This window comes from Acetobacterium wieringae (assembly GCF_001766835.1).
Classification (GTDB): domain Bacteria; phylum Bacillota; class Clostridia; order Eubacteriales; family Eubacteriaceae; genus Acetobacterium; species Acetobacterium wieringae.
Genome location: NZ_LKEU01000037.1, coordinates 175,304 through 189,585, shown reverse-complemented (window position 1 = coordinate 189,585; position 14,282 = coordinate 175,304). Strand labels below are relative to the sequence as shown.

At 46.0% G+C, this 14,282-nt stretch carries 10 protein-coding genes; 6 read left to right on the top strand and 4 right to left on the bottom strand.

Going from position 1 to position 14,282, the window contains the following annotated elements; translation table 11 throughout:
• Positions 1-31: 31 nt before the first annotated feature.
• Positions 32-1,195, top strand: a complete 1,164-nt coding sequence (locus tag ACWI_RS14550) for an MFS transporter (protein WP_070372163.1) — start codon at positions 32-34, stop codon at positions 1,193-1,195.
• Between the two features lie 71 nt (positions 1,196-1,266).
• Here ACWI_RS14550 and ACWI_RS14545 read toward each other — a convergent pair whose 3' ends face one another.
• Positions 1,267-1,926: a TetR/AcrR family transcriptional regulator gene (locus tag ACWI_RS14545; protein ID WP_070372162.1), complete on the bottom strand. Its 660-nt coding sequence runs from the start codon at positions 1,924-1,926 to the stop codon at positions 1,267-1,269.
• Between the two features lie 568 nt (positions 1,927-2,494).
• On the opposite strand from ACWI_RS14545, the gene ACWI_RS14540 reads away from it, so the two are divergent.
• Positions 2,495-3,685, top strand: a complete 1,191-nt coding sequence (locus tag ACWI_RS14540; protein ID WP_070372161.1) for an MFS transporter — start codon at positions 2,495-2,497, stop codon at positions 3,683-3,685.
• Between the two features lie 394 nt (positions 3,686-4,079).
• The gene (locus ACWI_RS14535; RefSeq protein WP_070372160.1) at positions 4,080-5,711 is read left to right on the top strand and encodes a leucine-rich repeat protein; all 1,632 of its coding nucleotides are present in this window, start codon (positions 4,080-4,082) and stop codon (positions 5,709-5,711) included.
• A gap of 19 nt (positions 5,712-5,730) precedes the next feature.
• Here the strand turns inward: ACWI_RS14535 and ACWI_RS14530 are convergent, their stop codons facing one another.
• The gene (locus tag ACWI_RS14530; protein ID WP_070372159.1) at positions 5,731-6,123 is read right to left on the bottom strand and encodes a hypothetical protein; all 393 of its coding nucleotides are present in this window, start codon (positions 6,121-6,123) and stop codon (positions 5,731-5,733) included.
• 368 nt (positions 6,124-6,491) lie between these two features.
• Positions 6,492-7,229, bottom strand: a complete 738-nt coding sequence (locus ACWI_RS14525; RefSeq protein ID WP_139142384.1) for a MerR family transcriptional regulator — start codon at positions 7,227-7,229, stop codon at positions 6,492-6,494.
• Between the two features lie 410 nt (positions 7,230-7,639).
• Here ACWI_RS14525 and ACWI_RS14520 point away from each other — a divergent pair, with 410 nt between their 5' ends.
• Both ACWI_RS14520 and ACWI_RS14515 read left to right on the top strand, forming a co-directional pair.
• The gene (locus ACWI_RS14520) at positions 7,640-8,926 is read left to right on the top strand and encodes a 3-isopropylmalate dehydratase large subunit (protein WP_070372158.1); all 1,287 of its coding nucleotides are present in this window, start codon (positions 7,640-7,642) and stop codon (positions 8,924-8,926) included.
• Between the two features lie 15 nt (positions 8,927-8,941).
• Positions 8,942-9,463: a 3-isopropylmalate dehydratase small subunit gene (locus ACWI_RS14515; RefSeq protein ID WP_070372157.1), complete on the top strand. Its 522-nt coding sequence runs from the start codon at positions 8,942-8,944 to the stop codon at positions 9,461-9,463.
• Positions 9,464-9,575: 112 nt separating this feature from the next.
• Here ACWI_RS14515 and ACWI_RS14510 read toward each other — a convergent pair whose 3' ends face one another.
• Complete coding sequence (locus tag ACWI_RS14510) at positions 9,576-10,844, bottom strand: PAS domain S-box protein (protein WP_070372156.1); 1,269 nt, start codon at positions 10,842-10,844, stop codon at positions 9,576-9,578.
• 249 nt (positions 10,845-11,093) lie between these two features.
• Here ACWI_RS14510 and ACWI_RS14505 point away from each other — a divergent pair, with 249 nt between their 5' ends.
• Entirely contained in the window at positions 11,094-14,243 is a 3,150-nt protein-coding gene (locus ACWI_RS14505; RefSeq protein WP_070372155.1) for a methyl-accepting chemotaxis protein, read from the top strand.
• Positions 14,244-14,282: the final 39 nt, after the last annotated feature.

Genomic DNA, 14,282 nt, shown 5'->3' with positions numbered 1-14,282 from the left:
GGATAAAAAGAAAAGAGTGTAGGAGAGCGTCTTGGAAAAGAAAAGAATTAAAATTGCGATTTTGTCGATATCATCACTATTGATGATATCGATGACTGCTTCAGCCATTCTGGCCGATATTCAGGCCTACTTTGTGGGGGTCGATCCATCCCTGATTTCGATGGTATTGACCATTCCCGCCTTGATGGGCCTGGTGTTTGCCTTTGCATCAGGGCCCTTGTCGTTGCGACTGCCCAAGAAAAGCCTGGTCATTTTTGGTCTGGTCTGCGGCCTGGCTGGCGGGATGATTGCTCTGCTGTTCGGGTCAACCAGTATTTATGTACTCTTGGCTTGCAGTTTGCTGCTGGGGATCGCTCAGGGGATGAACTCGACCATGTCGATGGCCCTGATTGCCGATTATTTTGTGGCCGAGGAAAGTGGTGCGTTGATGGGGCTGCAGTCAGCCTTTGTTAATGGTGGCAGCATGGTTCTGTTGTTTAGCTCGGGGATGCTGGCCGGGATTTCCTGGCAGATGTCCTATCTGGTCTATCTGGTTTTTATTCCGGTGATCGTCATCGTCATCAAAAATCTGCCCCGGGATCATGCTCCGGCACATGCTGCCGACACCCTTCAGGAAAAAAGTGCCAGGCTGAATGGCCGGGTCTATTTTACGGCGCTGACCATGTTTTTGTTTGGGGTTTTCCTTTTTGTGTTTCAAACCAATGTGGCCATGTTTGTGGTCGGGAATGGGTTGGGGGATGCTTCTACCAGTGGACTGATCAACACCGCCATGTCAGCTGCCGGAATGCTCACCGGAATTTTGTTTGGCCGGATGCAGCAGGTACTTAAAAAACTGGTTATTCCGGTATCCTTACTGGTTGGCGGTTTGGGGATGCTGCTGATCTTTATGCTGGGTAGTCTGCCATCGCTGTTTATTGGTGCCATGTGCTGTGGTTTTTGTCTGGCTACCATTAATCCGGCGGGAACCTTTCAGGCCGCCAACGCCGTCCATCCCTCCATCAGTTCGCTGGCCATTGCCGTCGTCACGGCATCCACTAGTGTCGGCATTTTTGTCTCGCCGATTCTGTCCAATGGGGTGGCCAATCTGACTGGCGGTGGCATTGAGATCAAGTTTTTGCTGGCGGCTGTCGGGCTGGCGGCAGTGGGATTGATGTCGTTTGTTGGCAATGCGATCATGGATAAAAAAGAAGCCTAAGTAACGTTCATAGTGACCATAAAAACCTCCTGGATTTGATTGTTAATCCAGGAGGTTTTTGTTGTGTAACATTATTCAATTTGGAAATAAGGTTTAAAGGTAAAGGGCACCTGTTTGAGCACTTCTTTACTTTCGGCCAGAATGGCATCGATACGTTCTTTATCTACATTCATCAGGACAAAATTGAGCCGTGCGATATAATCCAGACAGTCTTCCTGGGTACAATTAAATTCGCCCCGGTCATAGGCCCACAAAACGGAAAAAGAGGCACCTCTGGCTGCATTGGCAATCATTGCAAGTTCATCCGTATCGGCATTAACGTTCAGATGATAACGGCGATCATGGATTTTATAGAGGCGGATACTTTCCTGACTGAAGAGATCTTCATATTTGTCATCGGCTAATTCTTTTAAAAAGCGCATCGCTTTGGGATCGGCCAGAAACATCTGGTTATAGAGCCGAATTTCTACGGCGGTGCTGACCTGCAGATCTGCTTTTCGTTCTTTAAAATAGTCGGTATAAAGTTTCAGAGCCACTTTATTCTTAAGTTCAAAGAGAAAGGTATCGCTGACGGCCCGGGCCAGACTGGATTTCGATTTATAGTAATAGGAAATCAGGGGCTTGGTAATTTCACAGATTGCGGCAATCTGATCCAGATAGGTTTTTTTATAGCCCTGTTCATAAAATAACTGGCTGGCTACCTGGAGGATCTGTTCTTTTTGGTTATTCATGGTCATCTCTTTCATAATGGTATTTTGGGGTATCATTTTATTCTAACACTTTTAATAAATAGATGCAAATAAATTATATTTAACCAGTTAAAATTAAATAAATGTAAAATGTATTGACTTTTCGTAAAAAACCGATTACAATACATTTATTGAACCGGTTAAATCAAACGATCTGGGACGGTAAGTCTTATAAAAACCTCATTAACATGAGATGGAAGCCGTTATTATGCGTTTCGACAGAAATGATTAGATTGTCATAAAAACGGCCAAAATTATTCAGATCTGCTTATTTCGTAAGAACATTGAATTCATTTAACGGGAGGAAGGGAGATGTTAAGGTGATTGTGGGTGTGCCCCGGTTACACCGGAAGAGGCTGTTGACGTTGGTGCTGATGGTTACGCTCCGGATGCTGACAGTGCCGCTGCAAAAGAAAAAGAACTGGTAACAGCATAACGTTCACCGACAAAATAGATTTCAGTCAAGTTGACATCACGGAAATCGTAAACACGTAAATTTGTGGTTGTTTTTAATCACTTAAATCACAAATAAAATTAAAAGGAGGAAAAAATGAAACAACAAGTAAAACCAATCTCTACCTTTACAATTTTGGCCATGGCGTTTTTCGGAATGGGTGTCGGAACCATTACTCCGGCTCTGAATGCAATTTTTGTACAATTCTCAGATCTTCCGATTACCACGCTTTTGCTGGTATCAACACTGCCCTCATTAACCGTAATTCCCGCAACCCTGATTGCTGGGTCGGTCGCTGGTAGCAAGGTTAAATACCGAACCCTGGCAGTACTGGGGATGACACTCTTCGTCCTCGGTGGGGTCGCTCCCTATTTTGCCACCGACTTCTCCGTTATCCTGATTGAGCGGGCCGTCTTTGGGATCGGTCTGGGGATCATGTCACCACTGGCCAATTCACTGGTTATGGGTGTTTATGAAGGCGATAAGGTCGCAACCATGACGGGTATGGTCACCCTGGCCATGAATATCGGCGGGATGGTTCTTCAATTTATGGGCGGCTATTTTGCCGGGATTGGATGGAATTACAGCTTCCTGCCTCATGCGCTGGGTATAATCTCACTACTGCTGGTTATTTTTTTCCTGCCGGAGCCTGCGCAAGCACCGGTTACCGCGGAAACCCAGAAAGCACCTAAAGAAAAACTGCCGGTTAAATTGTTTATTATCGTTCTGGTATATGGGATCTATACCCTGTCAGTTTATCCGATGCTGGTTAACATGTCGACCCTGATTGTCGAACGTGGCATGGGAACGACTGCCACCGCCGGTATTGTTCTGGCCCTTCTAACCATCGGCGGCATGGTCGCTGGTTCGGTTTTTGGCAAACTGTTTAAAATCTCCGGCCGCTTTATCATGGCGGTTGGTTATGCTCTGGCGGCAATCGGTTTCGCCCTGGTTGTTTTTGCCAGCAATATTGCGCTGTTGTCAGTCGGTGTTTTCATTGAAGGCTTTGCCATGTCAACGTTGATTCCGGCCAGTATGATGCTGATTTCAATGACCGTTAAACCATCGCAGATGGCTTTGGGAGTATCCTTCTTTATGGCCGGGATGAACCTCTTCGGTTTCCTGTCAACCTATTGGATTGGCGCCATTGCTGGTATTACCGGTGATGCGGTAACAGCGCCAATTGCCGTTAGTGTCGCTGTGACAACCGTATTCTTTGTGATCTTCCTGATTGTCAATCCATTAAAAGGTGGGGCACCAATGCCTGAGGCACCGCAACAGTCTTAGAAAAGACAATATCTCCAAAATAAGAGAAAAGATAGCCACCCATTTTAAATAAAAAATGAGTGGCTTTTCTTATTTGGTTTGGAATTGAATCAGGAAAGAATGGTATTTTATTAGATAAAATGGGGATTATTCCCAAAACAGGTATCGCGATGGTAGAATCCAGAAATTAAATCAAACCCTGAATCAATCAAAAACATGATTCTATTTGTCATTCACAGACCCGGTATTATTGGGAAAATTTAGAAATTGACTGGGATTCGAGTTTTAGCGTCTTTATAAAGGGTAGAAAAATAGAAAGAAGCAACTTGCATTACAGTTTCAGAACTCAGGGATTTGCTGTTTCCAATTGGTGATGGACTTAACAAATGGTTCAAAATACAAGGAGGAAATGATTATGAAAAGGTATCTGAGAAAAGCGATTTGCCTACTGACAAGTTTACTCTTAATTGGGTTATTACCCGTTATGGTACTGGCCCAAAATGAAACCATAGTTGTCCCGGTGAAGGCAATTGAAGCAGATTTTCAATTTGAGGAAAACCAGACCGGGGTGAGAATTGTTAAATATCTAGGCGGTGGCGGTGAGGTGATCATTCCGTCGACGTTGGATGGAAAAACGGTGAACAGTATCGGCGATTTTGCCTTTTCCCATTGTGTCAATCTGAAAAGTCTTGTTTTGCCGGAAGGGGTTGTATCCATCGGTGGCGATGCCTTCTGGGGATGTACCGGGCTGAAAAGCATTGAACTGCCACAAAAACTTGAGACCATCGGTGCCAATGCTTTCTGGGAATGTAGTGTGCTAGAAAGCATCAACATTCCAGAAACGGTTACTAGCATCGGTTATGGTGCCTTTGCCCGTTGCGATTTGCTGACCAGCATTGCCGTACCAGAGCAGGTTAGCACCATTGATAACTATACTTTTGGTTCCTGTCGCAATTTGTTTAAGGTCACCATACCAAATACGGTGGTCAGCATTGCCGACAACGCTTTTGAATCCTCGCCTAATATTATTATTTTTGGCGAAAAAGACAGCTTCGCCCAGCAGTATGCAACTGCCCATCAGTTACCTTTTGTCGACAGCGACCTGAATTGTTCATATCGCACCCACGTTCAGAATGTCGGCTGGCAGGGCTGGGTCAGTGATGGTGAGATGAGTGGTACCTCGGGACAGTCGTTGCGGCTGGAAGGGATTGAGATTAAGCAGAATGACGAGACCGTCGATGTGGGGATTGAGTATCGTACCCATGTCCAGAATGTCGGTTGGCAGGACTGGGTCAGTGATGGCGAGATGAGCGGTACTTCGGGGCGGTCTTTGCGTCTCGAAGGGATCGGGATTCGCCTAACCGGTGCCGATGCGGAAGATTATGATGTTTACTATCATGTTCACGCCCAGAATGTCGGCTGGCTGGATTGGGCTAAAAACGGTGAAAGTGCTGGCACCTCGGGTTTATCCTATCGACTGGAAGGGATCCGGATCGTTATCGTCGATAAAGGTGCGGCAGCACCGGGTTCCACTGCCAGACCCTTTATCGGGAATCTGACCAGTGAAGATTTTATCAGTAAAATGGATGGGCTCTGGTATGCTTACATTGAACCGACAACCCACATTCTTTATTTCACCGATCGCTATTGCATCGATCGAACTTTTGCCGCATCGCTGGGTCAGAACCTTGGCGGTTATTATGAGGTGATCGAAACAACTCAAAATGGCGGGACGATTAAGATCAATGCCTGTCATCTCTGGAAATCAACAGTCTGGGATTATCATCCCAAAGATCCAATGATCTTAGCATTTGACTTTGGTACACCCGGGGATAACAGAATTATGGTCACTGAGAGCGGTGCCAGTGATGCCCCCTATGATATTAGCAGCACCAACGAGTGGACCGCCGCAAAACCCCTTGGTGGGGATCTTTATGAATTTCCCAATGTGATGTTCGGGGAGTTGCTTGAAACCACCAATGCCAAGCTTCATGACAGCAACATCAAATATCATCTGGATAATAATTTTACGGATTTCGGATTCTAATACAGCTAAATTTTGCTGATTATAAATAGTGGTCGTAGCTGGAATAGGTGCCCTTAATGGTGTCATCGGCAAAGTCATTCATGGCCAGATTATAGTTGGAAAGAAACAGCTGCTCATAGGCTGAAAGTTTGTTTTTGCTGGTATTGAGACATTCCCGGCACTGATTGTCGAGGGTTTCGGGAATTTCAATATCCGCCGTTTTGTGAACCTGGCTAAAATCGATGCCGGTCAGATTACAGTGGTTTTCGATGTTAATCTCCGTCCAGAGGCTCTTTAAATATTTCAGGCAGCTTTTCTGGGGCTGTTCAAAAAGGTATTTTAGCTGAGAGGGATTAATATGCTGAGTGATTTTGGTCATCGTCTTTTCCAGATCAGACAGGGTAAAAGCATTATTTAAAGTATATTGGTTCATGTTATTCTCCTAAAATATGTGATTAACCAAGCGGCTAAATCAGGATAAGGGACACTGATCAGTCAGTGGCCAAGTTATTTTTTTCAATCATCAGCAACTCCGTATTGTCATGTTGCCTGATTGGTATCTTAATCATAGCAGATGAATATGAACTTTATGTTAACAACAGATTACGATTTTATGAAGATTTAAGCGGCAACTGGTATGTGTTGTAAGAAATCTTCTAAGTACCCCCAGATTATTGGCGGGTGAGCAAAGTTGTAAACGCAAAGGGATAAATAAAAAGAACCATTTGGGAAGTTCGTGGTAGAATTGCCCAAATGGTTCTTAATTTTTGATGTAAAAATATAAATAATGGGGATTATTCCTTATTTACTGGAAAAAATTGCAATGGCATCGCTCATGAACTGGGCCAGGCCCTCGGCATGGCTGTCGATGTTTTCTTTGAAGCGCTCATCGTGAACATACATCAGCCCCAATCCAGCCAGGATTTCTTTTGTACAGTCATAGTAGTGTCGGGTAATGTTGTCTTGCCACTGGGCAACCAGCTCCTGAACCACCGGGTCAGCGGCATCTTTATTCATATTGGCAACAAAGCCGGCATAGATGGCTTCTGTTTCATTGTGGATGGCTTCCCACTGATCCGGGCTATAGCCATTGGTTTTTTGCTGGCTTTGGCGGTAGGCGTCTGTTTTGCCCCAACGTGTTTTTACCTCGGTTTCGTATTGTTTCTTGTTCGCTTCAATTTCACTCATATCAAATGGTTTAAAATTCATGGTTTTTTCTCCTTCTAATTTTTGGTCCAGCAAGGCAATCAGTTTGTCCAGACGGTGTCGTTTGAGCAGCAGCAGGTGGCGTTGCTTTTTAAAGGCATCCATTTCGTCATAGTTGGGGTCGGCCAGAATCCCTTTGATTTCCTGGATCGAAAAATCCAGTTCCCGTAAGAACAGAATATTCTGGAGCTGGGCCAGATTGGCCGTGTCGTAGTATCGATACTTATTTTCGGTGATCTCACAGGGAATCAGAATTCCTTCACGATGGTAGTAGTGAAGGGTGCGCACACTGACCCCGGTAAGCGTCGCCACTTCCTTAACCGTCATTTTCATTGGCTTCTCCTTACTGGTATTTGTCGGCTTGTTCTAAAGTGCCGTGAGCTTTGCTGCTGGTTTGCGCTAAACAATTTCTACACTGTACGGCGTACAGTTCTACGAACTGTTCGCCTACACGTTACAAAATTGTTTGCGGAAACCAACATCAAAGCAATAATTGTTCGTACTGAAAGCTTGTAACAATCGATCGATGTTTCTTCGGTCTGGTTTTCCCTGACCTGCTTCTATCATAAGCTATGACCTAAGGTTAGAGTCAAGCGGGAAATAAAAAAAGTTTTCGTCAGTCTGAAAATATTTGCAGCCAGCGGGATTGATTTGTTATGGTTTATTGATCTATTTACAGGTTTATGTCATAATAGAGAAGAGTTTATTGAGATTAAGAAAGTGACAAAAAGAAGGAGATTAAAATGGGTAAGACAATAGCTGAAAAAATATTTGATGCACATCGGGTAGATGAGCCGTTTCCAGATACACATGTGTTAAAACTGGACCGGGTTTTCTGTCATGAAATCACCACACCAATTGCCATCACCGATCTGATGGCCCGGGGGATGGATCGGGTTTTCGATCCCGAAAAGATTAAGGCCGTTATCGACCATGTCACCCCCGCCAAGGATTCCAAAACCGCCGAACAGGGCAAAATCCTCCGGGATTGGGCCCGGAGACATGACATAAAGGACTTTTTTGATGTGGGCAGAAACGGCGTCTGTCACGCCATCTTCCCGGAAAAGGGATTTGTCCGACCCGGCTACACCATCATCATGGGCGATTCACACACCTGTACCCATGGGGCCTTTGGGGCTTTTGCCGCCGGAATCGGTACCACCGATCTGGAAGTTGGGATTCTAAAAGGAGTTTGCGCCTTTCATTTTCCTAAAACCATTAAAATTGTTTTAACCGGGTCCCTGCAACCAGGCGTTTATGCTAAGGATCTGATCCTCTTTATCATTAAAGAGCTGACTGTGAACGGTGCAACCAATATGGTCATTGAATTTACCGGTCCCGTTGTCGATGCGATGTCGATGGAATCCCGGATGACTTTGTGCAATATGGCCATTGAAGCCGGTGGCACCTGCGGGATCTGCTATCCGGATATGACCACCGTCGATTATCTCTGGGACTTCATCCAGGACGAATTCGCTACCAAAGAAGACGCTCTGGCCGATTATTCTAAATGGGTTTCCGATGCGGATGCCGACTACGAACGGGTGCTTACTTACAATGTCTCACAACTGCAACCGATGGTTACGGTCGGTTACAAACCCGATCAGGTCAAAACCGTGGCCGAAGTGTCCGGTACCAAAGTCGATCAGATCTATATCGGCAGCTGCACCAATGGCCGGATTGAAGATCTGCGGATCGCGGCTGAAGTCCTCAAGGGCAAAAAAATCAGCGATACTGTCCGCGCCATTGTCAGCCCGGCGACCCCGGCTATTTATTCGCAGGCATTAAAAGAAGGCATCATCGAAATCTTCCAGGATGCCGGTTTCTGTGTGACCAACCCGACCTGCGGCGCCTGTCTGGGGATGAGCAACGGGGTGCTGGCCGAAGGCGAAGCCTGCGCCTCCACCACCAACCGTAATTTCAACGGCCGGATGGGTAAGGGCGGCATGGTTCATTTGATGAGTCCGGCCTCGGCAGCAGCGGCAGCCATTAGCGGAACCATTGAAAATTCCGACTTATACAAAGCTTAGAAAAGGGGGAAGGACATGAAGACATTTAAAGGAAATGTATTATTTTTAGATCGTAGTGATATTAACACCGATGAGATCATCCCGGCCAAATATCTGACCGAAATTACCAAAGAGGCCTTAAAGCCCAATCTGCTGGAGGATCTGGTCTTGCCCGGCTTTTCCCGGGCTGATACCGAGGATAAGGCGGTCATTGTGACCCGGGAAAACTTTGGTTGCGGTTCGTCCCGTGAACATGCCCCCTGGGCCCTGGAAGTCAATGGCATCAACGTCGTGATTGCCGAAAGTTTTGCCCGGATTTTTAGACAGAACATGTATAATTGTGGGATGTTTGCCATTGAATTACCCAAAGCAACCATCGATGGACTCTTTAAAGACTATGCCGGGAAAGCCGTGACCATGGAAATTGATGTCGATGGCAGCCAAATTGTGATCCAGGCTGATGGCAAATCCGAAACCATTGATTTTGCCGTCGGCGAATTTGACAAAACCCTGGTCAAAGAAGGCGGCTGGGTTGGCTACGCCGATAAAAATTACTAAACTCGATTCAAATAACAAAGACATAAAGATCAGCACGTTAAAAAGACTGCATCCTTCGGTTTGCAGTCTTTTTTTGGATATGTGTCGAATATGATAGGGATCAGGGCAAACGTTAAAAGTGTGCACGCTTTTTTTTAATACAGATTTGGGCATAATCACGATATTGCTGATAGAGGGTTTGAATGGACTGGGTGGGGGGCTGATTCAGCTCTCGTTGAAGCATTTCTAGTAGATCGTTATAATGCTTAATGAAACCGGCATAATCATCATCAAAAAGAAATACATTTAAAAGCAGCTCGTGATAGTCTTCATTGAGGTTGTCAAGCGCAATCAGCATGTCCAATATACGCCGGGTGGAGCGATAGTCCCGCCGCAAAAAATAATAGCGGGCAAGCATAAAGGTGTACTTTTCAAATTGCCGCCGATAAAAAGCTCTTTGGGCAGACGCCCAGCTGTAATCATTTTCGGACAGATAGTCGCCTTGATACAAAATTACGGCATATTCGATGTCTCGGGCAGATTTTTCATCGATTTCAGCATAGGGATTAACGGAAGTGTTTAGCAGTTTTCGTACTTCACTGAGATCGGAATAAAAGTGCTGAGAATCAAAAAAATAAAAGCCATTCGTCAGATTCAGGTTAAAACAAACATTGGTTTTTTTTAGATCAGTTTTAAGATTATAGATTGTCGTATGCAGGAGTTTGATCGCTTTCTCCATCGCTGCTTCCGGCCAGAGAGCTTCAAGGATTTCATCTCTCGAAATATACTGATTCTCTTTTTGCAACAAAAAAGCAAAAAGTTCTTCAGTCTTGCTGGTTCGCCATTTGATTGGGTTTTCGTGAGGTTTGGTGCAGACTCTGAATTTTCCAAAAAAGTAAACAAATAATTGAAACTCACCATTGTTTCCAGTGGGTTCGACGTTCATAAGTTTATGCTGGGTTCGGATCGTTTTGATCAGATTTTTCTCATGAAGTTTACGTTGGGTAATATCCCGGGATACGCCAACAACTAAGACATGTTCAGTGGCAGTGTCTAATTCCAGCCGGGTGGATATTTCAATATACTTGATGGAGCCGTCTTTGCAATACTGCTCATAGTCGCCAAGATGGTATACAATCGAGTTGCTGCGATCACCGTCAATAAAACGTTGATAACGGCGCAAACTATCGTTTTTCAGTTTCTGTAGCGACCTAACGGTTAAACAATCTTCCAGTTTTTCCTTCATCGCCTCTTCGACAGTCAGACCCCGGAGCTGGAAAATGGACGGGCTGATATAGAGAAATTTTTTGGTGCTGAGATCAAAAACCCAGACACATTCCATCAGTTGATCAACCAGTTGCTGAAAATCGATTGTTGAATTGTTGACGCTGTTTTTTTTCATGTATCTACCTCCAGAGAAGCGCTGAATTGGATTGCTCTATTTTGTTGAGAAATTGTTGAGACTCATTTAGTATAATTCTAAAAAGTGCGTTTTTCAAGCGTTAAATCAAAATAATTCCTATATATTTATAATTATCTTTAACGAATAAATCCAGTCGTTTAAGCAGATTAAAGGTAGCCGTGCTTAAGGGGGAATCAGGCGTTGAAGATGAATAAAATAATCGACGATATCCAAAAAAGGAGTATGATCATGAAAGAAACACAAACCAGAAAAATCCATTTATCGACCAAATTAATGGCTTTCACGACCCTGATTCTGGCAGCAACCTTAATAACCCTGGGGTTGATTGCCATTAATTTTGGGTCCACGGCCCTCTCCAATGAAGCCAGTACCCAGGAGGAGGCCTTCGTCAACCAGGGTGCCGATTATCTTGGTTCTGTCATCGACGCCAATCTGGGGAGGCTGGAAGAAGTAGCCCTCCGGTCCCGGACTGCGACGATGGACTGGAATACTCAGGTTACCACCATTTCCGTTGATGTGGAGCGTTTAGGCTACCAGGATATCGCCGTTGTCGATCTGAACCGCAATGCCCGATATATTCTTGGCGGTCAGGAATTTAAGACCGAGGGCCAATCCTGGTATGAAGACGGTTTTGCCGGTAAAACGGCAATTTCCGATATTACCATCAGTGCGGCTACCAATCAGCCGGTCGTTCTTGAGGTCGCCCCGATCAAAAACAATGGTCAGGTCGTCGGTATTCTGGTGGGGCGAAGAGATCCCGGCTTTATGCTGGAGATCACCAATGCCATGGGCGATGGTGAACGCAAGTACGGGATGATCATTAACGCACAAGGCGATATGATGGCCCATCCCAACGAACAACTGCTACTGGATCAGACCAACGTTTTTGATGAGATTGAAACCAACGGCCCCAATAAAGAATTGGGGCTGGCGATTCAGGAATTGGGGGTCGGTCAACCCGGCAGCATTACCTACGATTTTCAGGGCGATGCCAAACTGGCCTACACGGCCCCTATCCCCGGAACCGACTGGGCCCTGATTGTCACAAAATTTGAAGACGATGTGCTGGCACCCCTTAATAATCTGAGAAACGTCATTCTGATTGCTTCGCTGATTATTTTACTGGTCGGTGCTGTCGTCACCTTTGTCCTGGCCCGGAGGATCTCAAAACCGATTATTGATCTCAACGAGATGATCCGGGAAATGACCCGGGGACATCTCAGTACCCGGCTGGAAATAGCCTCCCACGATGAGGTCGGTGAAATGACCGCCTCGATGAACCAGCTGGCCGATGATCTTCAGAATGTCGTCATCGCCACGATGAACCAGATTTCCAATGGTGATGTTTCAGCCAATGTTGCGGTGGATGATCCCGATGATGAAATCTCACCGGCCCTGAAACGTACGATCGAGACGATCCGGGATCTGATCAATGAAACCACGATGCTGGCTTTATCGGCGATCCAGGGGCAATGGCAGACCCGCGGGAATGTTGATGCCTTTAACGGCGGCTTTAAAGAAATTATCGAGGGGGTTAATGGCACCATGGATACGGTGGTCGATAAGATGGTCTGGTATGAGGCCATCATTGACTCGGTGCCATTTCCCCTGCATGTCACTGATAATGACATGAAATGGGCCTTTATGAACAAGGCGTTTGAAACGCTGATGGTTGAGGGCAATGTTATTACCGATCGGAAAGCAGCCGTGGGGATGGACTGCCACCATGCCGGGGCCAATATTTGTCAGACAGAAGGCTGCGGTATCCGTCGTCTGGTTGATCAGGGTATTGGGGAAACCTATTTTGAATGGTGCGGTAAGAATAATAAGCAGGATACTGCGTATCTTAAAAATGCCCAGGGCGAAAATGTTGGTTTTGTGGAAATCATAACTGATCTGACCCCGATGATCCGGGTCAGCAATTATACCAGCAACGAGGTTGCCAGACTGGCAAACAATCTGACCTGCCTGTCTCAGGGCAATCTGGCTTTTGATCTGGAAATCGGTCAGGCTGATGAGTATACTTCGGATGTCAGTGCACAGTTTGCTGAAATTCGCAACAGTTTATCCGAGGTTAAAGATTCGGTTGACAATCTGATTGCCGATGCCACGATGCTGGCCCAGGCCGGGATTGAAGGCCAACTCGATACCCGGGCTGATGCCAGTCGTCATCAGGGTGACTTTGCTAAAATTGTGGACGGTGTCAATGCGACTCTGGACGCTGTGGTCGCACCAGTACAGGAAGCTTCGGCAACCCTTAAAGAACTGGCCCAGGGGAATCTTAACACCGGAATGGTGGGGAATTACAACGGTGATTATACCCGGATCAAAGAGGATATGAATCAGACCGTCGCATTCCTGAAACGCTATGTGGATGAAATTGCATATACCTTAAAAGAAGTCGGTTCGGGCAATCTGGATCTGGAAATTACCGACGACTATCTGGGCGACTTCCAGGCCATTAAATCAGCCCTTAATGGAATCACCACAACGTTGAGTCAGACCATGTCCGATATTAATGAGGCAGCGGGTCAGGTGGAAGCTGGGGCCATTCAAATTTCTGATGGCGGACAGGCTCTCTCTCAAGGAACCACCGAACAGGCCAGTTCGATTCAGGAACTGACCGCATCGATTGAGGAAGTCGCCAGCGAAACCAAGCGCAATGCCCAAAATGCCAACAATGCCAATGAACTGGCCACGGAGGTGAAAACCAATGCCGAGGTGGGCAACACCCAAATGGCTGAAATGGTTGCGGCAATGGTGGAAATCAATGAGGCGTCCAGTAATATTTCAAAAATCATCAAGGTGATTGATGACATTGCCTTCCAGACTAATATCCTGGCGCTGAATGCCGCCGTTGAAGCGGCCCGGGCGGGACAACATGGCAAGGGCTTTGCAGTGGTTGCTGAAGAAGTACGAACCCTGGCAGCACGGAGTGCCGAAGCCGCCAAGGAAACCACTGCTTTGATTGAGGGGTCTATCACCAAAACAGAAGCTGGTTCAAAAATAGCCGGACAAACCGCCGACAGCTTAAAAGAAATCCTCAATCAAATTGAGAAGGTAACGGGTCTGGTGGGTGATATTGCCCGGGCCTCCAATGATCAGGCCTCAGAAATTGCCCAGATCAATCAGGGGATTGAACAGGTTTCCCAGGTTGTTCAGACCAACTCTGCCACTGCCGAACAAAGTGCTGCTGCCAGTGAGGAACTCTCGGGTCAGGCCGAAATCCTTAAGCAGATGGTCGGTGCTTTCCGTCTCAAAGGGAAGCGCTCGGAAAGCAGTATAAGAAATCCAATGCAACCGGAATCAAAGCCGGTAAGTTTTGAAACACCACAGATTGACATCTTCCTGAATGAGGCAGAGATGGATAAGTATTAATATAAGCAAAAACAAAGCAACCTCGGTGCAATTGCATCC